The organism is Corynebacterium sp. HMSC036D02 (assembly GCF_001836165.1).
In the GTDB taxonomy this organism is placed as follows: domain Bacteria; phylum Actinomycetota; class Actinomycetes; order Mycobacteriales; family Mycobacteriaceae; genus Corynebacterium.
Window position 1 is genome coordinate 21,120 of sequence record NZ_KV827662.1, and the last position, 25,130, is coordinate 46,249.

21 protein-coding genes are annotated in these 25,130 nt (G+C 62.0%); 11 read left to right on the forward strand and 10 right to left on the reverse strand.

The window, feature by feature from the left end:
- The first annotated feature begins 145 nt into the window (after positions 1–145).
- The 6 genes from HMPREF2743_RS03485 to HMPREF2743_RS03510 all read left to right on the forward strand — a co-directional run bounded on the left by HMPREF2743_RS03485 (position 146) and on the right by HMPREF2743_RS03510 (position 4,983).
- Positions 146–409, forward strand: a complete 264-nt coding sequence (locus HMPREF2743_RS03485; protein WP_010189347.1) for a hypothetical protein — start codon at positions 146–148, stop codon at positions 407–409.
- A 237-nt stretch (positions 410–646) separates the two neighbouring features.
- Entirely contained in the window at positions 647–2,260 is a 1,614-nt protein-coding gene (locus HMPREF2743_RS03490) for an acyl-CoA carboxylase subunit beta (RefSeq protein WP_070818169.1), read from the forward strand.
- A gap of 60 nt (positions 2,261–2,320) precedes the next feature.
- Complete coding sequence (locus HMPREF2743_RS03495) at positions 2,321–3,652, forward strand: carboxyl transferase domain-containing protein (protein ID WP_070818170.1); 1,332 nt, start codon at positions 2,321–2,323, stop codon at positions 3,650–3,652.
- Positions 3,653–3,661: 9 nt separating this feature from the next.
- Positions 3,662–3,856, forward strand: coding sequence for an acyl-CoA carboxylase subunit epsilon (locus HMPREF2743_RS03500; protein ID WP_070528100.1), 195 nt, complete (start codon positions 3,662–3,664; stop codon positions 3,854–3,856).
- A 4-nt stretch (positions 3,857–3,860) separates the two neighbouring features.
- Positions 3,861–4,457, forward strand: a complete 597-nt coding sequence (locus HMPREF2743_RS03505) for a Maf family protein (protein WP_070528097.1) — start codon at positions 3,861–3,863, stop codon at positions 4,455–4,457.
- A 109-nt stretch (positions 4,458–4,566) separates the two neighbouring features.
- Positions 4,567–4,983 (forward strand): DUF3151 domain-containing protein, encoded by a 417-nt coding sequence (locus HMPREF2743_RS03510; RefSeq protein WP_012714873.1) that lies wholly within the window; start codon positions 4,567–4,569, stop codon positions 4,981–4,983.
- A 302-nt stretch (positions 4,984–5,285) separates the two neighbouring features.
- Here HMPREF2743_RS03510 and HMPREF2743_RS03515 read toward each other — a convergent pair whose 3' ends face one another.
- The gene (locus HMPREF2743_RS03515; protein ID WP_070528092.1) at positions 5,286–6,449 is read right to left on the reverse strand and encodes a DUF4282 domain-containing protein; all 1,164 of its coding nucleotides are present in this window, start codon (positions 6,447–6,449) and stop codon (positions 5,286–5,288) included.
- A gap of 197 nt (positions 6,450–6,646) precedes the next feature.
- Positions 6,647–7,705 (reverse strand): Cj0069 family protein, encoded by a 1,059-nt coding sequence (locus HMPREF2743_RS03520; RefSeq protein ID WP_070745502.1) that lies wholly within the window; start codon positions 7,703–7,705, stop codon positions 6,647–6,649.
- Positions 7,706–7,994: 289 nt separating this feature from the next.
- Here HMPREF2743_RS03520 and HMPREF2743_RS03525 point away from each other — a divergent pair, with 289 nt between their 5' ends.
- The 3 genes from HMPREF2743_RS03525 (at position 7,995) to HMPREF2743_RS03535 (ending at position 12,242) form a co-directional block, all read left to right on the forward strand.
- Complete coding sequence (locus tag HMPREF2743_RS03525) at positions 7,995–8,855, forward strand: sulfurtransferase (protein ID WP_070745504.1); 861 nt, start codon at positions 7,995–7,997, stop codon at positions 8,853–8,855.
- Between the two features lie 141 nt (positions 8,856–8,996).
- Positions 8,997–10,769, forward strand: a complete 1,773-nt coding sequence (locus HMPREF2743_RS03530) for an ATP-binding protein (RefSeq protein ID WP_070818171.1) — start codon at positions 8,997–8,999, stop codon at positions 10,767–10,769.
- Between the two features lie 915 nt (positions 10,770–11,684).
- Positions 11,685–12,242: a GNAT family N-acetyltransferase gene (locus HMPREF2743_RS03535; RefSeq protein ID WP_070745509.1), complete on the forward strand. Its 558-nt coding sequence runs from the start codon at positions 11,685–11,687 to the stop codon at positions 12,240–12,242.
- Between the two features lie 287 nt (positions 12,243–12,529).
- On the opposite strand, the gene HMPREF2743_RS12680 is transcribed toward HMPREF2743_RS03535, so the two are convergent.
- From HMPREF2743_RS12680 to prpD, 5 genes are all read right to left on the reverse strand, one after another.
- Entirely contained in the window at positions 12,530–12,706 is a 177-nt protein-coding gene (locus HMPREF2743_RS12680) for a hypothetical protein (RefSeq protein WP_168166447.1), read from the reverse strand.
- Positions 12,707–12,729: 23 nt separating this feature from the next.
- Complete coding sequence (locus HMPREF2743_RS03540; RefSeq protein ID WP_070818172.1) at positions 12,730–16,161, reverse strand: pyruvate carboxylase; 3,432 nt, start codon at positions 16,159–16,161, stop codon at positions 12,730–12,732.
- Positions 16,162–16,367: 206 nt separating this feature from the next.
- Positions 16,368–17,516 carry a bifunctional 2-methylcitrate synthase/citrate synthase gene (locus tag HMPREF2743_RS03545; RefSeq protein ID WP_070818173.1) on the reverse strand — a complete coding sequence of 383 codons (1,149 nt, stop codon included), beginning with the start codon at positions 17,514–17,516 and terminating at the stop codon, positions 16,368–16,370.
- A 47-nt stretch (positions 17,517–17,563) separates the two neighbouring features.
- The gene (gene prpB, locus HMPREF2743_RS03550; protein ID WP_070818174.1) at positions 17,564–18,496 is read right to left on the reverse strand and encodes a methylisocitrate lyase; all 933 of its coding nucleotides are present in this window, start codon (positions 18,494–18,496) and stop codon (positions 17,564–17,566) included.
- Positions 18,497–20,008, reverse strand: a complete 1,512-nt coding sequence (gene prpD, locus HMPREF2743_RS03555) for a 2-methylcitrate dehydratase PrpD (protein WP_070818175.1) — start codon at positions 20,006–20,008, stop codon at positions 18,497–18,499.
- Between the two features lie 168 nt (positions 20,009–20,176).
- Between prpD and HMPREF2743_RS03560 the strand changes: the two genes are divergently transcribed.
- Both HMPREF2743_RS03560 and HMPREF2743_RS12345 read left to right on the forward strand, forming a co-directional pair.
- Positions 20,177–21,484 carry a short-chain fatty acyl-CoA regulator family protein gene (locus tag HMPREF2743_RS03560; protein WP_070528067.1) on the forward strand — a complete coding sequence of 436 codons (1,308 nt, stop codon included), beginning with the start codon at positions 20,177–20,179 and terminating at the stop codon, positions 21,482–21,484.
- Positions 21,485–21,520: 36 nt separating this feature from the next.
- Complete coding sequence (locus HMPREF2743_RS12345; RefSeq protein WP_246818770.1) at positions 21,521–21,619, forward strand: Ltp family lipoprotein; 99 nt, start codon at positions 21,521–21,523, stop codon at positions 21,617–21,619.
- 35 nt (positions 21,620–21,654) lie between these two features.
- Here the strand turns inward: HMPREF2743_RS12345 and HMPREF2743_RS03565 are convergent, their stop codons facing one another.
- The 3 genes from HMPREF2743_RS03565 to upp all read right to left on the reverse strand — a co-directional run bounded on the left by HMPREF2743_RS03565 (position 21,655) and on the right by upp (position 25,087).
- Positions 21,655–23,079, reverse strand: a complete 1,425-nt coding sequence (locus tag HMPREF2743_RS03565) for an NAD(P)H-quinone dehydrogenase (RefSeq protein ID WP_010189383.1) — start codon at positions 23,077–23,079, stop codon at positions 21,655–21,657.
- Between the two features lie 73 nt (positions 23,080–23,152).
- Complete coding sequence (locus HMPREF2743_RS03570) at positions 23,153–24,334, reverse strand: M20 family metallopeptidase (protein ID WP_010189384.1); 1,182 nt, start codon at positions 24,332–24,334, stop codon at positions 23,153–23,155.
- A 117-nt stretch (positions 24,335–24,451) separates the two neighbouring features.
- The gene (upp, locus tag HMPREF2743_RS03575; RefSeq protein WP_010189385.1) at positions 24,452–25,087 is read right to left on the reverse strand and encodes a uracil phosphoribosyltransferase; all 636 of its coding nucleotides are present in this window, start codon (positions 25,085–25,087) and stop codon (positions 24,452–24,454) included.
- Positions 25,088–25,130 lie beyond the last annotated feature (43 nt).

Below are 25,130 nucleotides of genomic sequence, written 5' to 3' on the forward strand. Positions count from 1 at the left end.
CACCTCACATTTCGCGCTAGGTTAACTAAAAGTTAACTCGCCGTGAACGAAAGCTAGCTTTTGGGGGATTTTACCTATATAGTTGGTTCAACCCCATGATGCGGACGGCCGCATCATTACGACAAGAAATAGAGAGGTGAGCCAAATGAATACCCTGACCGGATTCCTTTCCGCCATCACTAACGAATTCAAGAGCGCCACCGGAATCAACCTTGACACGGTGCACTCGGCGCCGCTGGTGTCGCACATCGCCGAAGACCTGCTCAAGCACGGTCTCATCCCAGCCACCCACAAGGACATTGAAGAGTCCTACGCCACGCTCACGGGCACCTTCCCCAAGGAAGAGGATCTCGTAGACGCCGAACTCTTCCTCTACAGCCTGGGTTGGCTAGCCCCAACCTCCGAATAAAACCGCATAATCCAAGCCTCGCCCCAACACCCTAGGGGCGAGGCTTTTTATTGACCCCTACCGCCCAAACACTCGAAAACCGCGGTCACTACACTGACAGCCATGCATCCAACACGCCGTTTGCGAGGAAACCCTCACCTTTCCCACCCCGCCTACCTGCACAAACGCAGGCTGTGAGGGAAATCACCCGCTTGCCGCTATACATTCCTATACAAAACTTCTCTACACTGTCGAAACATGACTATTTCCTCACATTTGTCGGAGCTTGATTCCCTGAGCGCCGACACCACCGCAGGCAAGATCGCTGAACTGAAGAGGCGTCGCGAAGCAGCGGCGCAGCCCATGGGCGAAAAAGCCCACGAAAAGGTCCACGCCCAGGGCCGCCTCACGGCTCGGGAACGCTTGGACTACCTCCTCGATGAAGGTTCCTTCGTAGAAACCGACATGCTCGCCGTGCACCGCACCACGGACTTCGGGATGGGCAAGAAGCGCCCGCTGACCGATGGCATCGTCACCGGCTGGGGCACCATCGACGGCCGCGAGGTCTGCATCTTCTCCCAAGACGGAACCGTCTTCGGCGGTGCGCTCGGCGAGGTCTACGGCGAGAAGATGATCAAGATCATGGAGCTGTCCATCACCACCGGCCGCCCGCTCATTGGCTTGTACGAGGGCGCCGGCGCTCGCATCCAGGATGGCGCCGTGTCCCTGGACTGGATTGCCAAGACCTTCTACCAGAACGTCAAGGCCTCCGGCGTCGTCCCGCAGATCTCCGTCATCATGGGCGCTTGCGCCGGCGGCAACGCCTACTCCCCCGCGCTGACCGACTTCGTGGTGATGGTGGATGAGAAGTCCAAGATGTTCGTGACCGGACCGGACGTCATCAAGACCGTCACCGGCGAAGAAGTCAGTCAGGAAGAACTCGGCGGCGCTGGCGTCCACATGCACAAGTCCGGCACCTCGCACTACACCGCTTCGAGCGACGAAGAAGCGCTCGATTGGGTCCACGATCTGCTGACCTACCTGCCCTCTAACAACCGGCAGCTGACCCCGGTTGAGCCCTACGAAGACCTGGGCGAAGAAACCGCCGACGACCTCATGCTGGATGAGATCATCCCGGACTCCCCGAACCAGCCCTATGACGTCAAGGAGGTCATCGAGGCCCTCACCGATGACGGCGACTTCCTAGAGATCCAGGCCGATCGCGCCGATAACGTGGTCACCGCTTTCGGGCGCATCGAGGGCCGCACTGTTGGTTTCGTTGCCAACCAGCCCCAGGTCTTTGCCGGCTGCCTCGACATCGATTCTTCAGAGAAAGCCGCGCGTTTCGTGCGCACCTGCGATGCCTTCAACATCCCCATCATCATGCTGGTCGACGTCCCCGGCTTCCTTCCCGGTGCCGACCAAGAGCATGACGGCATCCTGCGCCGCGGCGCCAAGCTCCTCTACGCCTACGCCGAAGCCACCGTCCCGAAGATCACTGTCACCCTGCGCAAGGCCTACGGCGGCGCCTACTGCGTGATGGGTTCCAAGGGCCTGGGGGCGGACGTCAACCTGGCATGGCCCACTGCCCAGATCGCGGTCATGGGTGCTGCCGGCGCCGTCGGTTTTATCTACCGCAAGGAGATCAAGGCCGCCCACGAGAAGGGCCTCGACGTGGCTGAGCTGACCAAATCCTTCGAGCGCGAATACGAAGACCACATGCTCAACCCGTATAAGGCAGCGGAGCGCGGGCTTATCGACGCCGTCATTCTCCCCTCCGAAACCCGCAGTGCAATCGCCAAAAACTTGCGCTTCTTCACGGACAAGAATGTTGCGCGCCCCTCGCGAAAGCACGGAAACATCCCGCTCTAGGCCGCGCTCGGATCAAGCACAGATTAGTGCAGAAGAAGCACTGTATTACACTAGTGTCCCATGACTGACTTGAAGACGACCGCTGGCAAGATCGAGGACCTGAGCTCCAAGCTCACCGAGTCCCGGGCGCCGCAGGGCGAAGTCCCGGCGGCCCGCAGCGCCATCGAGGCGCTCTTTGACGCCGGTTCCTTCGTAGAGACTGACGCGCTTGCTCGCCACCGCTCCACCGAGTTCGGCCGCGAGCACATCCGCCCTTACACCGATGGCGTCGTCACCGGCTTCGGCACCGTCGATGGCCGCAAGGTCTGCGCCTATGCGCAGGACGCCTCGCTGTTCGACGGCACCATGGGCGAGGTCTATGGCGAAAAGGTCACCAAGCTCTATGACTTGGCCATTAAGACCGGCGTGCCCATCGTCGCACTCGTCGCCAGCGACAAGCCCCGCACCCAGGAGGGCATTGTCTCCTCCGCCATGCAGGCCCGCATCCTTGCCCGCGCCACCACCGCTTCCGGCCTCATCCCGCAGGTCACGGCGGTCTACGCGGACTCCAAGGAGGCCTCGCTGGTGGCCGCGCTGTCCGATGTCGTCATCGCTCCGGACGGTGACCTGCAGGCGCACGGGGAGCACGAGGTGAACGTCGCCAAGCGCGTGCTCTCCTACCTGCCCTCCAATAACCGTGCTGCAGCTCCCCGCACCGAGGCCACCATCGTTTCGGGTTCGGTGGAAGACAACATCAGCGAGGCCGACCACGCGCTCGATGTCCTCGTGGGCGATGACGGCGCCGTCGATCTCGCCGACGTGGTCACCGCCACTTGTGAGGATGTCTTCGAGCTCGGTGCCCAGGTGCGCGGTGTCTTCACCGGCTTCGGCCGCGTGGAGGGCCGCACGGTGGGCATCATCGCCAACCGCGACTCCTTCGACGCGGAAGCTGCCGCTAAGGCCGCGCGTTTCATCCGCCTCTGCGATGCCTTCAACACCCCCATCATCGAGTTCGTCGACACTCCGGCGCTGGACGTGGAGAAGGCAGCGCTGGCCAAGCTCGTGCACGCCTACTCCGCGGCGAGCGTGGGAAAGATCAGTGTCATCGTCCGCCGCGCGCACGGCACCGGATACATCGCCTTCGGTTCCAAGGAGCTCGGCGCGGACCTGTCCTATGCGTGGCCGACCGCCGAGATCGCCGTGGCCGATGCCCCTGCGCTGGCCGCCGAGCTGGAGCTGAGTGAGGAGGAGGCCGCCGCCTACCTCACCCCGTACCAGGCCGCTGAGCGTGGTCTCGTCGATTCTGTCATTACCCCGGCAGCCACCCGCGGTTCCCTCATTGAGGGCCTGCGCCTGCTGGATCGCAAGATTATTCCGACTCTGCCGAAGAAACACGGCAATATCGTTTTGTAGAGGTTTCCTATGACCGCTTCCCTGTTTACCGTTCTCAACGGCAACCCCACCGATGCTGAGGTGGCGGCCCTGACCACGGTGCTCAGCCAGCTCGACTCCGAGGCGCGCGCCAAGGCCGCCGATACCCGCTCCGAGCGCGACCTGTGGGGCCAGCCGGGCGACGTGTTTAACCCGTCCGCCTTCCGCAACGTCCGCTACTACTAAGCACATGCGCCTGGTTCTGGCTTCCCAGTCCCCGTCCCGCCTGTCCATCCTGCGGGGTGCGGGCGTGGAACCCGTCATCGCCCCCGCCCACGTGGATGAGCGGGCCATCGAGGAGCGCCTAGCGGGTGCTGAGCCCGCCGAGATCGTCTGCGCCTTGGCTACTGCCAAGGCAGAGGCCATTGCTCCTGACTATCCCGAGGATGTCGTGGTGGGCGGGGATTCCATGCTGCTTCTCGACGGCTCCCTCCAAGGCAAACCCCACACCCCCGAGGCCACCGTAGAGCGCTGGCACGCGCAGGCCGGTCGCGCCGCGGAGCTCATCACCGGCCACTGCGTACTGCGCGGCGACGAGCGCTTCGTGGAGGCCTCGCGCACGACGGTGCACTTCGCCCAGGCCTCGGACGCCGATATCGAGGCCTATGCCCGCACCGGCGAGCCGCTGGAATGCGCCGGCGCCTTTACCTTGGAGGCCCTCGGCGGCTGGTTCATCGACCGCATTGAGGGCGATCCTTCCTCCGTCATCGGCCTTTCGCTGCCGGTGCTGCGCCGCGCGCTGTACTCCTTTGGGCTCAACGTCTCCGACTTCTGGGCCCAGTCCTAGTTTCGGGCGAATCCATCCAGCTGCGGGCTAATTCTTCTATCTTTGGGCGAACCTTCCCAGGTTCGCCCCCTCTGGTGGCCGTAGCGCCACATGGCTAGAGTGGGGCGGCATGGAAATGAAAGATATGCTCGCTCCCCCGCCCATCAAGCTGCCGGCCGATCCGGGTGCTGACAGCACTTCCGATCTCACCGCCGGAATTGTCGCCCACCCGGATTCCCCGCTGCTGTGGGCACTGCTGGCGGAGCAGGAACTAGACAAGCACAAGGGCGCTGAGCCCACCGCTTTCATCACCGCCTACGCCTATGCGCGCACCGGCTACCACCGCAGCCTCGACCGCCTGCGCGGCAATGGGTGGAAGGGCTGGGGCCCGGTCCCCTTCTCCCATGAGCCCAACCAGGGCGTGCTGCGCGCGATTGCCGCACTGGGCCATGCTGCGAAGGCCATCGGTGAGGACGCGGAGTATGACCGCATCCGCCAAATGCTTTCCGACGCCGACCCCGAGTCCGTCGCCACGCTGCTGGACTAGGCAGCCAGTAGCGCCGTTGCGCGCTGGCCCGCCTCCCCCCGGCCCACCACATGGTTCTGGCAACCTGGTTCTACTCAAAAGGTTTAGCTGGGGGCAGGTGAACCATCTAGGTGCCCAAAGAAGGGTTGTTTGGGGGCACATGAACCTTCTGACCCGAACCATATGACTGGAACCATCCGTGGCAGCTAGCGGACCTCTCAGACGGGCACGGCGCTTTAAATACAAAAATCCCGCGGACCTCGAATACTGAGGCCGCGGGATTAGTCTGTCTAACTTAAAGCAGCGCAGGGATTGGTATGCGATTAAGCCTTGTCGCCGTCTGCCTTGGCAACAAGGTCACCGGTGTTCTGCGCGGTGCGGATGTTCGCCACGAAGAACTCCAGGATCAAACGGAACTGGATGACGTAGAAGAGGAACCCAATTCCACCAAAAATGACAGCGCCCAGGAACGTCAAGATTCCGATGAGAAAGCTGTCAGCGAAAGCAAAGAAGGAGAAGAGGATCATTCCCGCCCATGCTGCACCTGCCAGGATAACGAGCAGAATGTAGATGAAGGAGGAGAACTTCAGGGTGACGAAGTTGCTGAAGGAGAAGTCAAACAGCGCCTTGAAGAAGCCCGTGCCCTTGGAAGAACCGCCATTCGGCGCTGCCTGCTGCGGGTACTGATTCTGCGGGGAGGCTGCAAAGGGCGAGTTTTGCTGACCAAAACCCTGCTGTTCCTGCGCCCCGAATCCCTGCTGTCCCTGGGAGCCGAAACCTTGCTGCTCCTGGGCACCGAAGCCCTGGTTCTGCTGCTGGTAGCTACCAAAACCGGACGTGGAGTTGGAGTGAGAAGCCTGGGCGCCGAAGCCATCACCAGACTGCTGCCCAAAACCCTGGCTCTGGTTGGATTCTGCCTGCGCAGTGCCGCCAAAGCCTTCGTTGCCAAAGCCGCTGTTGCCGTAACCGTGGTTGCCGTAGCCCTGATTCGAGTTCGCCGACTCAGCGGAGTGCTCGGCACCAGCACTGCTATCGGTGTTGTAGGAAGCGTAGGAGGTACCAAAAGAGTCATGGTTAGCGCGGGTGTCATGGCTTTCAGACTTGCGGTCAGCTGACTCCGCGTTGGCAGAACCAGAGGCAGACTCAGACGCAGCAAAGCTGGAGCCAAGAGTGCTGTCCTTGGCCTCACCTTCAGACTCCGGCTGCGAATTCTGGGAAGACGCGCTTCCGAACGAGGAGGTCTCAGCGGAGCTCTCGGAGTAGTCGCCGTAGCCTGCCTGACCACCCCAGCCAAAGCCAGAGTTCGATTCCTGGGCATTCCAGCCAGACTCCGAGCTATCGTTGTTGGACTGGGCGCTGCCGTAGCCACCAAAGCCGCCGAAATTGTCGTTCCCAGCGTTGTCGCCGTTGGAACCGTTAAAGTTGTTGTCGCCCACGTTGTTATCGCTGTTGTCGGCGTTCTCACCAAACTGGTTGGGGTTCGTCATTATTCCTTAGACCTTTCGGAGAATCATCGATTTTCGCAGTACGCTACAGCGCTACACTGGCGTAATTTTTTACCCCTTCGAACGTACCTGAGATCTCGCTCACCGGCAGCTCGGCGTGGGGAACTTGCCCCAGAAAAAAGAAAGTTTCCCCTGCCGTGGCAGGGGAAACTTGTCAAGACTAGCGCGAAAATAATCGCTTATGCGTGCTTGGCCTCCACGCGCTTGATGGCCTCAGCGGCCACCTTCTCCTGGATGCCCATGTCCAGCTCAGAGGTGAAGCCCACGCAGGAGCAGTTGATCTCACCAAGGACGTAAGTATCTTCGCCGTTTTCACCGTCAGCCAGCATGAAGTCCGCGGTCCAGATCAGCGGGATGTTGTCGCCACCGAGCTTCTCAGCGATGACCTGGCGGACCTCAGCGAACATGTCGACGAGCTCCTGCCACTCTTCCGGCTTCTGGTAGGTGTACTTGGCACCGGAGAACAGGGTTGCGGAGAAAGCGTCGCCGCCCTCGGCCGGCTTCTTGTGCACCACGAAGACCGGATCCGGGCCCACGAGAAGAATACGAATCTCGCCCTCAACGATGCGCGGCATGAAGCGCATGTCCACGAGCATGCCGTTGTCACCCACGATGTACTGATCGCAGAAGTCCATGAACTCGCCGAGCTCGCGCTCCTCAGTGTGGTTGTCCACAGCCTCGGTGCACTTAATCTTGGTGTCGAGCGGCAGTGCGGTACCCGGTTCGACAGACTCGGCCAGTTTTTCGTCGGCAAGGCGCACGCGCCAAATGCCGGAGCCGGTGGAGCCGCGGTTCTGCTTGAGCACACGCTCACCGTAGGACAGGGAGGTCGGGAAGGTGTTGTGGAAAGACTCGACGTCGTAGTAGGCGGCGGTGTCAGCCGGAACCAGATCGGTGTCGTTGAGCTTGACTAGGGCATCCTTAGCGCCGTAGGCCATCATCTCGTACGGGGTGGACATGCCGACCAGGCCAGCGTCGGACAGCTTGGAGAGCAGGTCAAAGTAGCCCTTCTCACCGCCCGGGATATTGCCCGGGTTCACGCGGGAGATGTAGGCATCGAAGTTCTCGGATACGTACTCAAAGAGCTTCTCAGACCACTCGGGACGGTAGAACACGACCTCTGCGTGCCAGCCCGCATCCTTGATGCAGTCGACGATCGGCATGGTGTCCTTACGGTGTCCGTTGATCTGCTTGTCTGATCCGCCCTCAACCTCGAAGACGACGATTGCCTTGTGCACAGTAATTCCCTTTCGCTAGGGGGTTAATGAGTGTCACTTCTTAAAATAACCCAGGTTCGGCCCACGCGCTCACCTGAAGAATCGACACTAAAAAGCGGTAAAAGACAAGCTTAACGCAGTTTTTAGCCGCTGACCTGCACGCTTGTTATAACCAGTGCATGTCACACGCGGCTCCACGTCGCAGAAATGTATCCAACACCACAAAAGGCTCTCCCCCGTGACCACTAGTCGACCAAGCACGCTAAGGTTGAAGCGAACGTTCCCCCTTAACGAGAAAGGCAGGTGGACCGTGGCCGAACTCGACCCGAATCCCCCTTTCCAGGAATACGCGCACCCCGAGCGTCTTGTGTCCGCACCGTGGCTATCCGCGCGACTGGGCATTAACGGCCTCCACGTCATCGAGGTCGATGAGGACTCGCTCCTCTACGATATCGGCCACATCCCCACCGCCATCCGCATCAACGTCCAGACGGAACTGCTCGATAGCACAACGAGGGACATCATCAGTGCGGAAGACTTCACAGCCCTCCTTCGCTCCAAGGGCATCGAGCGCGAGGACACCGTGGTCCTCTACGGCGATAAATCCAACTGGTGGGCCGCATTCGCCCTGTGGATCTTTGAGCTGTACGGCCACGAAGACGTGCGGCTTCTCGACGGTGGCAGGGACGCCTGGATGTCCGAAGAGCGCGATACTTCCTTCATGGTCCCCGAACCATCTACCTCCTCCTACCCCGAGGTCTCTCGCGAGGAATCTTCACGCATCTTCGTCGACGAGCTGCGCGAATCCACCGCCACGGTGGTCGACACCCGCAGCCCAGACGAGTTCTGCGGCGAAGCCGCCCTCAAGAACGGCACCGGCGAGTCCGCCTACGGCACCACGTTGACCCACGGCCACATCCCCGGGGCCATCAACTTGGAATGGGATCGCGCGGTCTACCCCAACGGCTGCTTCCGCGCGCTGAGCGAACTGAAGGTCAACTACGGCGAGCTGGAGCCGGACACGGAAACCGTCCTCTATTCCCACGTCGGCGCCCAGGCAGCACACACCTGGTTCGTCCTTAAGTACCTGCTCGGTTTTAAGGCGCCGCGCGTCTACGATGGCTCGTGGGCAGAATGGGGCAACATGGTTCGTATGCCCGTTGAGCGCTAGCAACACGCCGAAATAAGCCCGCATCCACGCTGGTGCGGGTTTATTTTTTGACACGAAACCAAGATATGACGGTATCCTCATGTTTTGGTGTGCAAGAATAGTACGCAGTCCTATCAGAAAAAATGGAGGAGGGTTCCTGCCGTGGCAGTTGAAACCAAGAACATCACCAAGGTCCTCGTGGCCAACCGCGGTGAGATTGCGGTCCGCGTCATCCGCGCGGCTCGCGACGCTGGCATCGCATCCGTAGCGGTCTATGCCGAGCCCGATGCTGACGCCCCATTCGTCACGCTTGCCGACGAAGCCTTCGCACTCGGCGGTCAAACTTCGGCGGAGTCATACCTCGACTTCAGCAAGATTCTCGACGCCGCCTCCAAGTCCGGCGCCGACGCCATCCACCCCGGCTATGGCTTCCTCTCCGAGAACGCCGACTTCGCCCAAGCCGTCATCGACGCCGACCTGACCTGGATTGGCCCCTCCCCGCAGTCCATCGCAGACTTGGGTGACAAGGTCACCGCCCGCCACATTGCCGAGCGTGCCGACGCCCCTATGGCACCCGGTACCAAGGACCCCGTCGCCAGCGCCGAGGAGGTCGAGGCCTTCGCCGACGAGCACGGCCTGCCCGTTGCCATCAAGGCTGCCTTCGGTGGCGGTGGCCGCGGCATGAAGGTGGCCCACACCCGCGAGGAGATCAAGGATCTCTACGAGTCCGCCACGCGCGAGGCCGTCACTGCCTTCGGCCGCGGCGAGTGCTTCGTCGAGCGCTATCTGGATAAGGCCCGCCACGTCGAAGCCCAGGTTCTGGCTGACCAGCACGGCAATGTCGTCGTCATGGGCACCCGCGACTGCTCCCTACAGCGCCGCTTCCAGAAGCTCGCCGAAGAGGCCCCTGCCCCCTTCCTCACCGATGAGCAGCGCGCCTCCATCCACGAGTCAGCCAAGCGTATCTGCCGCGAGGCTGGCTACTACGGCGCCGGTACGGTGGAGTACCTCGTAGGTGCGGATGGACTCATTTCCTTCCTTGAGGTCAACACACGCCTCCAGGTGGAGCACCCCGTTACCGAGGAAACCACCGGCTATGACCTCGTTCGCGAGCAGTTCCGCATCGCCGAGGGTCGCGAGCTTTCCATCTCCGAGGACCCAACTCCGCACGGCCACGCCATCGAATTCCGCATCAACGGCGAGGACGCCGCCGCGGGCTTCATGCCGGCTCCTGGAACCATCGTCTCCTACTCCGAGCCTTCCGGCCCGGGCGTGCGTATGGATTCCGGTGTGCGCGAGGGTTCCGTCATCGGTGGACAGTTCGATTCCATGCTGGCCAAGCTCATCGTCTGGGGCCCAGACCGCGAGGCCGCCATCGCGCGCGCACGCCGCGCGCTGTCCGAGTACCGCATCGAAGGCCTGCCCACGGTTATCCCCTTCCACCAGGCAATCCTCACCGATCCTGCCTTCACCGCCGAGGACGGCAACTTCACGGTCTACACCAAGTGGATCGAGGAAGAGTGGGTCAACGAGCTGCCCGAGTACACCGACACCGCCGAAGCACCCGAGAACGAGGAGCAGGAAGCTTCCCAGAAGTTCGTCGTCGAGGTTGGCGGCCGCCGCATCGAGGTGGCACTGCCGGGCAACTTGCTCTTGGGTGGCGGCACCAAGCGCAAGAAGTCGAAGAAGCGCCGCGGTAAAGGCGCAGCAGCCAACGTGTCCGGTGACGCCGTGACCGCGCCGATGCAGGGCAGCGTCATCAAGGTCGCCGTCGAAGAAGGCCAGGAAGTCGAAGAGGGCGAGGTCGTCGTCGTCCTCGAGGCCATGAAAATGGAAAACCCCGTCAAGGCCCACAAATCCGGCACCGTGACCGATCTCAAGGTGTCCACCGGCACGCAGATCAACAAGGGCGAGCCGATTCTGGAGATCAAGTAGTTCGCTAGCGCTTCTTTGTCAGCAGAGAGCAGTACAAAACTGCTAAAACCTTGCCTCGATTAGCACAGTTAAGTACTCTCTGACGTGATACCCCGGTGGAGCTCTGCTCTGGGTCACTGACCCGCTGAGTACTACTTACCGGGGTGCTGATTTGTCGCTCCGGGGGGATGCAGCAGTGGCGCATCAGGATAGCCAGTGGATTACGCAATGGCTCTCAACACCGCGTTGGGAGCCATTCCTTCGTGCTGCCCATCAAGACGGCAAAGCTGCATTAGCACTGTATGAATGGAACATCAGCGTCGCGATGGCATTTCTCCACGACGCCTCACATGCCGAAGTACTACTCAGAAACTCTTATAACACTGTTCTGGAGCGGTGGTGGCTGGGCGACCAGCATTGGCTGATAGATCCTCAGTCACCAGTGAATGCACCTCTCCACCGAATGCGCGACGGAGTACAAATAGATTCGAATGATAAGAATCGACAATCAATAGCCGAAGCTCTGCGGCGCAATCATACGAAACATGTCAGTCCTGGAGCTTTAGTCGCCGAGCTCCCCTTTGGATTCTGGCGCCACTTAACAGACGCAGCTCATGAGCAATTGTTGTGGATTCCTGCACTGCACAAAGCATTTGCGCCGCACACACGCCGCAAGGAAGTCGAACAACACCTAGCACGAATCAATCGTGTCAGAAACCGTGCGGCCCACAATGAGCCATTCATAAGCTCACGACGTCGTAGGGAGGCCCTTCACGCCTTCCGCTCGATCTTGAAAGTCGAGGAGTTACTGAACCCGCGAGTTACACGCCATACCACCGACACGAGTACTCTTCTCTGGACCATAGAGAATCCACCCACGCCCCTCGAGTCACTCAGTGAGTAGCTAAATTCAGAGATCAAGTAGCCTCGAAAGGCATGAGCGTTAACGATTCCGAGTTCGGCGTACGGTTGGCCAAGGAGCACGACCGTACCTACCTCTCCCGTCTCCTTTTCCTCGCCGATGTCCTCGGTGACGAGGACGCCCATATCGGGGATTTCCACACACCTGATGTGGGGCTGTACGTCGACGAATGGTCGCCCCATGTCGACGGCGGCGTCATCGCCGTCTCCAGCCACCGCGTTCCCGTCGGTGGTGCGTGGCTGCGCTACTACACCACTGAAGCGAAGGGCGCTGCTTACACCGGAAACCCCGAGGCCGATCCTTTTGATGAGTCCCAGTGGGCCACCGACCTAGATCCGGAGGAGATTCCCGAGCTCTTCATCGCTGTGGAGTCCCGCTACAGGGGCCTCGGCGCTGGGCGACGTCTCCTGCGCAACGCCTGTGACCTCGCCGAGGCGCAGCAAGCACCGGCCATTTCGCTGTGGATTGAACCGGAGAATACCGGCGCCCGCAAGCTATATGAATCCGAAGGTTTCGTCGACATCGACATCCCGGGCCGCCCGGATGCCCACGTGATGCTCAAGCGCTTCTAGTACCACAAGCCGACAAAAGGTGTCGACTATACCCGACACTTCCTCGGTTTCTTCTAAAAGTGTCGACTATACTCGACGCCTTCGGCGGCGCGCCGACGGCAGCGCCAAGAGCGACGTTGCTCACCCACCTACAACCTAGGTCGGGTCACAACGACCGTTTCCGTAGAACGCTGCACGTATCTTCGCGAAACGCGACTAGCTTCTTCGCTCCCCTAGCAACGCGCAACGTCTGCATGCCTCCATCGAGATGCTGGAGGCATCTGACAAAGGGCGCCTGGCAAAAGGCATCAGTCAAAAGGCGTTTTCACGGCTAAAAACGCCTTTTGCTCAGTACAGATGGCGTTTTTGGACCCAACGATGCCTTCTGCCAGATGCCCTTCTGACTTAGGCCAATGCAGTGCGGAAAAATCCCACCCCACCGCCGAAAACCACCGGGGAGCAGCGCCAAGAATGACGCTGCTCACCCATTCATGACCTAAGTCGGCCTTTAGTTGATGACGGCGATGAGGTCGCCGCCCTCAACCTTGGTGGCAGCGCCAACGGCGACGCGCTCGATGGTGCCATCCTTGGTGGCGGAGATGGAGGCTTCCATCTTCATGGCCTCGATGACGGCGATTTGGTCGCCGGCCTTGACCTCGTCGCCAGCCTTGGCGGTGGGGTTCACCACGCCGGCAAACGGTGCGGCCACGTGTCCCTCGTTGGACGGGTCGGCCTTCTCCACGGTGGCGACGGTGGACTCGACGTTGTTGTCGCGCACCTTGAGCGGGCGGATCTGGCCGTTGACGTTGAGCACGACGTTGCGGATGCCCTTCTCGTCCGGCTCACCCATCGCGTCAAGACGCAAGGTGATGGGCTTGAGGTCTGCGCGGTCGTTGGAGCCCTCCGGGAAGTAGTGAACGATGTAATCGTTTCCTTCTTCCAGACCATAGAAGAAGACAGTGTCCGTCAGCGCCTCAGTGTTGCCGTAGGTGCGGCGGAATTCGTTGAACTCCTCGAACTGCTTCGGGAAGAGCAGGCGGTTGAGGGAAGCACGGCGCTCAGTGGAATCATCCGAGGCCAGGTGCTTCTTCTCTTCCTCCGGTACGGGCTTGACGGTGACGTCGCCAGGCGCGCGGCCTTCCAGGACCTTGTCGCGCAGCGGCGGCCAGCCACCCGGAGGGGTACCGAGCTCACCGCGCAGGAAGGCGATGACGGAATCCGGGATGTCGTACTTGGTGGGGTTGGCCTCAAAGTCAGCCGGGTCCACGCCAGCGCCCACGAGGTGCAGTGCGAGGTCACCGACCACCTTGGAGGACGGGGTCACCTTGGTCGGGCGGCCGAGCATCTCATTGACGGCTGCGTAGGTGTCCTCGATGATTTCGAAGCGGTCCTCCAAGCCCAGCGCGGTAGCCTGCGCACGCAGGTTGGACAGCTGGCCGCCCGGAATCTCGTGGCGGTAGACGCGGCCGGTCGGTCCCGGAATACCCTTCTCGAACGGGTGGTAGAGCTGGCGCACTGCCTCCCAGTACGGTTCCAGGTCGGAGACTGCCTTGAGGGAGATACCAGTATCGCGCGAGGAGTTGGAGAACGCCGCGATGATGGCGGACAGCGAAGGCTGGGAGGTCGTACCCGCCAGCGGTGCGGAGGCACCATCCACGATGTCCGCTCCGGAAAGCGCTGCCGCGTAGTAGGTGGCCAGCTGGCCGCCTGCGGTGTCGTGCGTATGCACGTGAACCGGCAGGTCGAACTCCTTGCGCAGAGCCATAACCAGCTTGGATGCGGACTCCGGGCGCAGCAGGCCCGCCATGTCCTTGATAGCCAGGACGTGAGCGCCGGTGTTCACGATCTCCTCGGCCAGCTTGAGGTAGTAGTCCAGCGTGTAGAGCTTCTCATCCGGGGAGCACATGTCGCCGGAGTAAGCCATGGCAACCTCAGCCACGGTGGTGTTGGTCTCCAGGACGGCGTCGATTGCCGGGCGCATCTGGGTGACGTCGTTCAGCGCGTCGAAGATGCGGAAGACATCCACGCCGGACTTGGCGGCCTCCTGCACGAAGCCGGTGCACACATCGTTGGAGTACGGCGAGTAGCCCACGGTGTTGCGACCGCGCAGCAGCATCTGGATGTTCTGGTTCGGCATGGCCTCACGCAGCAGATCCAGGCGCACCCACGGGTCTTCCTTGAGGAAGCGCATGGCGACGTCGTAGGTCGCACCGCCCCATGCCTCCACGGAGTACAGCTCCGGGGTCATGCGGGCGACGGCCTCAGCGGCCGTGACCAGCGCGGTGCCGCGCACGCGGGTAGCCAGCAGGGACTGGTGGGCGTCACGGAAGGTGGTATCGGTGACGGCCAGAGCGTCCTGCTTGCGGATCTTCTCCGCCCATTTCTTCGGGCCGAGCTCCAACAGCTCATCGCGGGAACCGCGCGGCAGCTCAGAGTTAAAGTCCAGATCCGGCAGCTTATCGAAGGGACGCAGGGTGGTCGGGCGCTCGCCGTTCGGCTTGTTAACGGTCACGTCCGCGATGTAGTCGATGATGCGACCAGACTCATCCACGGCCGGCGGAGCCTTGAGCAGGTCCGGGTGCTCCGGAATGAAGCTGGTGTCCACGCGGGTGTTGACGAAGTCCGGCTCGCGCAGCAGTGCGCGCAGGAAGCCGATGTTGGTGGCCACGCCGGCCACGGTGAACTCGTTGAGCGCGCGCTGTGCACGTGCCACGGCCTGCTCGAAGGTGACACCGCGGCAGGTCATCTTCACCAGCAGGGAGTCAAAGTTCGGGGAGATTTCCGCGCCGACGGCCGTTGCGCCGTCGAGACGCACGCCTGCGCCGCCCGGTGAGCGGTACTGGGTCAGCGTGCCGGTATCCGGGCGGAAGCCATTGGAGGGATCCTCGGTGGTGATGCGGCACTGGAGCGCCGCGCCGGTGATGTGGATTTCCTCCTGCTTGAGGCCCAACTCCTCGAGGGAGAAGCCCGCGGCGATCTGCATCTGGGACTTCACGATGTCCACGCCCGTGACCTCCTCGGTCACGGTGTGCTCCACCTGCACGCGCGGGTTCATCTCGATGAAGACGTGATTGCCCTTCTCATCGACGAGGAACTCGACGGTACCGGCGCCCTCGTAGTTGATGTGCTCGCAGAACTTCACGGCATCCGCACAGATGCGGTCACGCAGCTCCGGGTCCAGCGTGGGTGCCGGGGCAATCTCCACGACCTTCTGGTGGCGGCGCTGCACGGAGCAGTCACGCTCAAACAGGTGGATGACGTTGCCGTGGGAGTCAGCCAGAATCTGCACCTCGATGTGCTGCGGGCGAATCACCGCGGTCTCGAGGTATACGTTGCCATCGCCGAAGGCTGCCTCAGCCTCGCGGGAAGCCTCGGCGCACTTGGTCTTGAGCTCCGCCTCGTTCTCGATGAAGCGCATACCGCGGCCGCCACCGCCGGCCACTGCCTTCACGAAGACGGGGAACTCAAAGTCCTTGGCGTATTCCGCCAGCTTGTCGACGTCCGTCGAGGGCTTCGAGTCCTTCAGAGTCGGCAGCCCTGCTTCCTCAGCTGCGGCGACTGCAGCGGCCTTGTCGCCGGTCAGGTCCAAGGTCTCAGCGGTAGGGCCAATGAACTTAATACCGTTGTCGCGGCAAGCGCGGGCCAAATCGGCACGCTCCGAAAGGAAACCGTAACCCGGGTAAATGGCATCCGCACCGGACTTCTTGGCGGCGCGAATGACCTCATCGATGTCAAGGTATGCCTTGACCGGCTGGCCCTCGGTACCGATGCGCACTGCCTCATTGGCAAAGGCGCGGTGGAAGGAGTTGCGGTCTTCCTTTGGATAAATTGCAACGGTCTTGGAGCCGACTTCAAAGGCAGCGCGGAAGGCGCGCACGGCAATCTCACCGCGGTTGGCCACCAAGATCTTAGAGAAGGACTTGTGGGCGGTATCAGACACTGGGAGTGATCCTTTCAGATAAGCACAATACGAACTTAAGGATAGTGCCCGAGGCGACAACGCGGGCGAGAATCGACATATAGGTCAACAGAAATCCACACGCTGCACATAATTCGGACAAAGAAGCAAAACCAGCGCACGAGAAGAAAGAATCGTGCGCTGGTTTTGTTTTCTGACTACTTTTACGTCAGCTAGTTCCGTTTCGCCTAGATCTGCTTCGGCGGAACGGAGCGCTGCTCCTTGCCGTTGTAGGCAGACAGCGGGCGGATCAGGGAGTTGTTCTCGTTCTGCTCAACGATGTGTGCGGTCCAGCCGGTGATGCGGGCCATCACGAAGATCGGGGTGAAGAACTCAATGTCGAAACCAAGGATGTGGTACGCGGGGCCAGCCGGGAAGTCCAGGTTCGGCTGAATCTTGATGGAGGTGTTCTCGTACATGGTCTTCGCCATGTTCTCGTACATCTCCACCCACTGCTCCTGGCCGTGGTCCTTGGCCAGCTCGCGGAAGGCAGCCTCCATGGTCGGAACACGGGAGTCACCGTTCTTGTACACGCGGTGACCGAAGCCCATGACGAGCTCCTTGTTCTTGAGCTTGTTGAGCGTCCACTCCTCCGCCTTGGCCGGGTCACCGACCTCCAGGAAATTCTTCATCACGGCCTCGTTAGCACCACCGTGCAGCGGGCCCTTCAGCGCGCCGATGGCGGCGGTGACGGCGGAGTAGGTATCCGACATCGTGGAGGTCACCACGCGGGCAGCGAAGGTAGAGGCGTTGAAGGAGTGCTCAGCGTAGAGGATGAGGGACTTATCAAAGGCCTCAATATCGGAGCGCGACAGGGCCGGCGAGCCTTCCTTTTCACCGAAGACCATCCACAGGAAGTTCTCCGCAAAGCCCTTCTTGCGGGAAGGCTCGAGGTAGCCCTCGCCGCGGCGACGGCGGATGTCAAGGGCAACGATGGTCGGCAGCTTCGCCATGAGCTCCAGCGCGGTGCGGCGGATGTGCTCGGAGTCCTTGGTGTACTCCTCCGGGTCCTGAGAACCAATGAAGGAGACTGCGGTGCGCAGCACGTCCATCGGGTGGCAAGACTTCGGCATGGAGGTGATCAGGTCAATGAGGTGGCGGTCCAGGTGGCGCAGCGCCTTCTCACGGGCGGAGAAGCGGACCAGCTCATCCTGAGTGGGCAGCTCGCCGTTCCACAGCAGGTAAGCAACCTCTTCGAAGGAGCAGTAGCGCGCCAGCTCCTGGACCGGGTAGCCGCGGTAGGTCAGGGAGTTGGTTTCCGGGACAACCTTAGACACGGCGGTCTCGTCGACGACAACGCCGTACAGACCCTTGCAAATCTCTGGGGTTTCAGACATGGTGTTTTCTCCTTTAGGGGTGTGGTGTGAGTTCTGGGACGTGGGGTTTAGTCAAAGGTGGGCTTGTAGCTGTCCTTGGAGTAGGTGAAAACGCTCTGGTCGAAGGCGTTGTACTCGTCGTAGCGCACCAGCTCATACAGGCGGGAGCGGTGCTGCATGCGGTCGAGCCATTCCTCGGATTGCAGGCCGGTTTCCTGCATGTCACGGAGGAATTCTTCGGTAGCACCCATGGCTACGCGCAGGGTGGATACCGGCCAGATGACGGCGTTATAGCCCAAGTCCTCAATGCGCTTGGCGGACAGCAGCTCGGTCTTGCCGAACTCCGTCATGTTGGCCAGCAGCGGGGTGTCCACGGCGGCGCGGAACTTTTCGAAGTCTGCCGGCGAGTACAGGGCCTCGGTGAAGATGAGGTCCGCACCGGCGTCGGCGTAGGCCTTGGCGCGCTCGATGGCTTCATCGATGCCGTGGATGCCGGCGGCATCGGTGCGGGCACAGATGATGAAGTTCTCATCGCGGCGCTCGTTGACGGCGGCGGTGATGCGGCGAACCATAAGATCCGTCGGCACCACTTCCTTGCCATCGAGGTGGCCGCAGCGCTTCGGGTTGACCTGGTCCTCCAGGTGGCAGCCGGCCAGGCCGGCGTCCTCCAGCGCGGCGACGGTGCGGGCGGCGGACATCGGTTCGCCGAAGCCTGTGTCGGCGTCGACAAGCACAGGCAGGTCCGTGGCGCGGGCGATGTGCCCGGCGCGCTGCGCCACCTCAGTGAGGGTGGTGAGACCAATGTCCGGTAGACCCAGATCATTAGCCAGCACCGCGCCGGAGACGTAGACGCCGCCGAAGCCGCCGATGTCCTGGATGAGCCGCGCGGTCAACGGGTTGAAGGCGCCCGGCAGCGTGGTAATTCCCGGTGCGTTCAGCGCCTCGCGGAAGCTCTTGCGCTTGTCTGCATTGCTGATAGTGGAGCCAAATAGGCCAGCCATTTAGAACAGTCCCTTCGGGGTCTCGGGTGCGGTGGCGATAGCCTCGTCGGTGAGGCGAACGTTGAGCTCGCTCAGGTCGGTGAGGTTTTCCAGGTTCTGGGCGGCAGCGAGGAAGCGCTCCTGCTCCTCCTCCGATACCTTGCCGGCGGCGAGCTTCTTGAACTTGTTGATGTACTCCTCGCGGCCGAAGGGGCGGGCGCCGAGCGGGTGGGCGTCGGCCACCGCGCGCTCGTCCTCGATCACGGTGCCATCCTTGAAGGTGATGACGGCCTTGCCGCCGAAGGCCTTCTCGCTGAGGTCGTTGGAGTGGTAGCGGCGGGTCCACTCCGGGTCCTCAACGGTGGAAATCTTGTGCCACAGGTCGATGGTGTCCTGGCGGTGCTTGCGCTCATTGGAGTAGGAGGTCCCGTAATCCCACTCGCCGTCCTGGAGGGCCACGGCGAAGATGTACATGATGGAGTGATCCAAAGTCTCGCGGGAGGCGTTCGGATCCATCTTCTGCGGGTCGTTGGCGCCGGTGCCAATGACGTAGTGGGTGTGGTGCGAGGTGTGCAGGACGATGGACTCGATGTCCTCCGTCTTCAGGCCCTTCTCTGCCAGGGTCTTCTTGAGGGCAAAGGCCATGTCGATCGGGGCCTGTGCCTGGTACTCCGCGGAGTGTTCCTTGGTGTAGGTGTCCAGGATGGCTCGCTTGGGCTCCCCGTCCCCCGGCAGGGGGACGGTGTAGGTGCGCTCCGGGGAGTGGAGCATCCAGGCAATGAAGCCGTCCTCGCCTTCCCAAATTGGGGCCGGGGCGCCCTCGCCGCGCATGGAGCGGTCCACTGCCTCGATGCCCATCTTGCCGGCGAACGCCGGTGCATAGGCCTTCCAGGAGGAGATGAGGCCCTTGCGGGACTGGCGGGTAGCCGTGGTGGTGTGGAGTGCCTGGCCGATGGCCTGGTAGATGGTGTCGACATCGAGGTTCAGCATGGTGCCAATGCCTGCTGCGACCGAGGGGCCGAGGTGTGCCACGTGGTCGATCTTCCACTCGTGGAGGCAAATACCCTTGACCAGGTTGACCTGAATTTCGTAGCCGGTGGCGATACCGCGGATGAGGTCCTTGCCGGTCAGTCCCTTGTGCTGAGCCACAGCGAGAATCGGTGGGATGTTATCGCCCGGGTGGGAGTAATCGGCGGCGAGGAAGGTGTCGTGGTAGTCCAGCTCGCGCACGGCAGTGCCATTGGCCAGGGCTGCCCACTCGGCGGAGTAGGTGCCGTCAACGCCGAAGATGGTGGCGCCGCCTTCTTGAGCCGGGTGGGCCTGCGCGATAACGCGGGCGGAGGTCACCGGGCGGCGGGTGGCTGAGGCCACGGCCACGGAGGCGTTATCGATGATGCGGTTGATGATCATCTCGGTGGTCTCGGCCGGGACCTCGACGGGATCCGCTGCAACCTTGGCAATCTTGTAGGCCAGGTGCTCTTCGATAGGAAAGTCCTCGGCGGACTTGTGGGTACGTACTTCGTGGTTAATCAACGGGATTCCCTCCTAGACAAGAACAACGATTGCGATAGAGCTCACACTAACCACGCCCCGTGCGCCCTGCCACATGTGTAAACTGTGACTATCTGTTGCAGGGATTTGCGTTCCTTGCGAAACTTGTGGAATTCCCAGGCAGGGAGGCTTTTTAGGAGGAGTCAGACGGTGAGCAAACACTACGCGGGGGCGAGAATCCACGCACTACGCAAGGAACGCAAACTCACGCAAGCCGCCATGGCGAAGCAGCTAGGGCTATCCACCAGCTACCTCAACCAGCTGGAAAATGACCAGCGCCCCCTCACCGTCACCGTCCTCATGCAGCTGACCCAACGCTTCGGCGTTGATGCCACCTATTTCGCCGGGGACCGTGACCTGCGTGCCCTCGCCGAGCTGCGCCAGCTCTTCCCCGAAGCATCTGAGGCAACTCTTACCGATCTCAGCGGGCGCTTCCCCGAACTTGTGCCCCGGCTTGTCGACGCCGCCGCGCACACCCCCGCGGAACCCGGCCCCTTCGAGGCGGTCCGTGATTTCTTCTATGACGCGCACAACTACGTCCACAGTCTCGACATCGCCGCCGAGGAGCTTTCCGATTCGCTCGGGGACCGAGTCCTGCGCCGCGGGCGCTTGGCCTCCGTCTTACAGGAAGAGTTCGGTGTTACGACGCGCTTTTCCTCCTCGTCCCCGCGGCGCCGCGCCTTCCACAACCGGGAGCTGCACCTGCGCGCGGGACTTACGGAATCCCAGCTCGTCTTCGAAATGGCGCTCCAGTACTGCCTGCTGGCATACCCAGAGCATTGCGCGGAACTCGTCGCCGAATTACCGGGCGAGGAAGCACAGACTATTGGCACGCTGGGCCTCGCTCAGTATTTTGCCGCCGCCGTGACCATGCCTTATACCCAGTTCCTCGCCACCGCGGAGGAAACGCGCTATGACATCGATGTCATCGCGACGGCCTTTGGCACTGGTTTCGAAACCACCGCGCAGCGCTTGTCGACGTTACAGCGACCCGGCCACCAAGGTGTTCCCTTCTCCTTCATCCGCACCGACCGCGCGGGCAATATTTCCAAGCGCCAGTCCTCCACCGCTTTCCACTTCGCCCGCAGCGGTGGCTCCTGCCCGTTGTGGGTGGTGCACCGCGCTTTTGAAACGCCCAACCGCATCACGCGCCAAGTGGCCTCCATGCCCGATGACCACACCTACCTGTGGATTGCGCGCTTCGTCCAAGGCCAGGCCCAGGCCTGGGGCACGCCGCGCAAAGAATTCGTGGTGGGTTTAGGCTGCGATATCGCACAGGCGGATCGCGTGGTCTACGCGGATGCACTCAACCTCTCCCCTTCCGAGGCAACCCCCATCGGCCCCGGCTGCGCTGCTTGCCCGCGCCCGGCGTGCCCACAGCGCGCCTTCCCGCAGGCGGGCCGGCCCGTCAGCCTCGACCTCAATGCAACGCCGGTTTCGGCCTATGCCACCTCGTAGTTCTCTCATTTTCGCCTACGCAGGAGGTTCTCTCCCATGTCCGGCCCGGCACTGTTAGAGCAGCTCACCAGCGAATACGGTAAGCAGTTCACCATGGAAGAAGCCCAGCATGCGGTGAGCACACTGGGCTTATAAGGACGAGCCGAAACTAAATCGGAGTTAGAGCCTACTTACTCAAGGTCGTCGTGAGCAACGAGGCGGCGGGCTGCCTCCGTGATGGTGCCCGACAGGGACGGGTAGACCGCCAGGGAATCCGCGAGCTGGTTCACGGTGAGCTGGTTGGTCACGGCCACGGCGATGGGCAGAATGAGTTCGGAGGCAGTCGGCGCGACGATTACGCCGCCAATGACGCGGCCGGAGGTAGCGCGGCAGAAGAGCTTCACAAAGCCGTGCTGCAGGGAGCGCATCTTGGCGCGCGGGTTGGTGTTCAGCGGCATCATGATGGTGCGGGCGGCAACCTCACCGGCCTCAATCTCCGCCTGCGTAAAGCCCACGGCAGCGATCTCCGGGCGGGTAAACACGGCGGTTGCCACGGTCTTCAGACGCAGCGGGGACACGCCCTCACCCAGGGAGTGGTACATGGCGATACGGCCCTGCATCGCAGCAACGGAAGCCAGCGGGAACAGATCGGAGCAGTCACCGGCGGCATAGATGCCAGCGACATTGGTGCGGGAAACGCGGTCAACCTCGATGTGGCCAGATGGCGTGGTGGCCACACCAACGTGCTCAAGGCCCAGGTTCTTGGTATTCGGAATGGAACCGATGGACATGATGACATGGGAACCGTGGATCTCGCGGCCATCCTGGGTCTTGACCACCACGTTGCCGTCCTCAGTGCGGGAGACCGTCTCCACGCGGCAGTTCTTCTCCAGCTCCACGCCACGCTCAGCCAGGACGGTCTCGAGGACGTCGGCAGCATCGGCGTCGTCATGCGGCAGAATGCGGTCGCGGGACGCCACCATGGTCACGCGCACGCCCATCTCCGCGAAGGCGGACACGAACTCCGCACCGGTCACACCGGAGCCCACCACGATGAGGTGCTCCGGCTCCTCCTTGAGGTCATAAACCTGCTGCCAGGTGAGGATGCGCTCGCCGTCCGGCTGCGCGCCCGGCAGAATGCGCGGGGTAGCGCCGGTGGCAACGAGGACGAGGTCCGCGTCGAGGGTTTCGGTGGTGCCATCCTTGTGGGTGACATCAACCTTGTGTGCTGCACCCTTCACGCCATGCTGATCCTCAGAAAAGGCGGCACGCCCATCAATGACCTTGACGCCAATCTTCTCTAGGCCCGCACGGACGTCGCGGGACTGGTTAGCAGCCAGCGCCTGCACACGGCCGTTGAGGGCCTCCAGGCTCAGCTGCAAGGAGCTGAGCTGGTGGTTCAGGCCCATGTCATCCGCACGGCGGAAATCGGTGCGAATGTTCGCACCAGCGATGAAGGACTTCGAGGGCACGCAGTCCAAGAGAACGGAGGAGCCACCGGGGCCCTGTTCCTCAACCAACGTAATGTGCGCGCCGTACTTGGCGCCGGCGGTCGCAGCCTCGTAGCCTGCGGGGCCACCGCCGATGATTACGATGCGGGGGGCTTCCTGTGACACTGTCGCTCCTTTTTTAAAATTCTGCCTATAAGAACTCTGGGGAAATCCTTGTCACAGTGTAATGCTTAGGCGCTTAATCCTCCACGTTGGCAAACTGTTCTGCTACGGAGCCAAAGAGTTTGACGCCCACGCCGATAGCCCGCTCATCAGGTGCCAAATCTCCCATGTGGAGATCGTGCTGTTCGCCTTCACCGGACCAGCAGCCAAGGCGAGCCATGGAGCCGGGGACCTTCTCCAGGTACCACGAGAAATCTTCGCCGCCCGAGGACTGCGGTGCCTGAACCACGGCTTGCGGGTCGATGGCCTGGGCAGCGCTGGCGAGGAGGGCGGTGGAGACGTCGTCGTTAAGCACGGGCGGAACCCCGCGGTGGTAGACCAGCTCATGTTCCACACCCAGGGGCGCTAGCACCTGTTCCACCAACTCGGAGAAGAGCGTTTGCATATCCCGCCAGATTCCGATGTCTGCCGTGCGCATGGTGCCGGATACAGAACCGGTCTCCGGAATCGCGTTCGGGGCATAGCCGGAATTCACCTGGCCAAAGACCAAGACGGTGCCGGTGCGCGGATCGACGCGGCGTGAGAGCAAACCTGGCAGGTCCGTCAGCAGCTTGCCCAGCGCATAGACGACGTCCGCAGACAAGTGCGGGCGCGAGGTATGCCCGCCCGGGCCGGAGACGTTGATTTCCACGACATCGGTGGCCGAGGTGATCGCTCCAGCGCGAACGCCGATGCGCCCGACGCGCAGCTTCGGTTCAACGTGGACGGCGAAGATGGAGTTCACGCCTTCGAGCGCACCCCATTCAATGACGTCGGTGGCGCCGCCCACCCACACCTCTTCAGCGGGCTGGAAGATGACACGAACACCGAAATCTAGCGGATGCTCGCGATTAAGGTCCGCCAAGGCGCAGGCCGTGGCCAGCGCAATGGTGGTGTGCATGTCATGCCCGCAGGCATGCATGACGCCTGGGACCTCAGAGGTGTACTCGAGGCCGGTGACCTCGGTGACGGGAAGCGCGTCAATATCGGCACGGAAGGCCAAGCGCCCAAGTTCGGTATCGGGACCAATGTCCACCATGAGGCCGGTTTCGGGAAAAAGATGCGGCTCCAAGCCGTACTCGCGCAGGGTGCGGGACAGGAAGCGGGTGGTTTCCACCTCGTTATTGGAGGTCTCCGGGTGGCGGTGAATATGGCGGCGCCACGCGATGACCTCCGCGCGGTGGTTGCTGAACCACTCACTGACGTAGTCCGAGATCACTGCTTCCTCCTCCGTGGTTTTCTCTTGGGAAGAGTCTACAACTAGACCATGCGGTTCAGTTAGCCGGGCAGGTCACACGCTAGATATACTGAGCGGTCTGCCTGCCCGACGGTTTCGCTACAGGTCGATATTGCGGGGACCGTAGAGGCGATCGCCGGCGTCACCCAGCCCCGGCACGATATAAGCGTCCTCGTTGAGGGCAGGATCAATCGCTGCGGTAACCAAGCGAACCGGCAAGCCCGAATTGGCCAACGCATCAACGCCCGGCTGAGCGGAGACCATGCAGATCGCCGTGATGTCGGTAGCGCCGCGGTCCGCGAGGAGCTTCAGGGAGTGCAGGAGGGAACCACCCGTGGCGAGCATCGGGTCGACTACGAAGACGCTGCGGCCGCTGAGATCCTCCGGCAGGGCCTCCAGATAAGGCACCGGCTCGTGAGTTTCCTCATCGCGCGCCATGCCGATGAAGCCGACCTGGGCATCCGGAATCATGGACAGAGCCGGGTCAATCATGCCCAGACCAGCACGGATGATGGGCACGATAATCGGCGGATTCTGCAGGCGGGTGCCCTCCGCCGTGGCGACGGGAGTAACGCAATCAAAATGCTCGACGGGCAGGTCACGGGCTGCTTCATACACAAGCATGGTGCCCAGATCTCGCAGGGCGGCACGGAAAGCGGTGTTATCGCTGCGGGCATCACGCATCAGCGTGAGCCGGGAGGCGGCGAGGGGGTGGTCTACTACGTGGATATCCATGCCCTTCACTGTATAAGAATCCGGCGGGAACCGATCAGCGGGC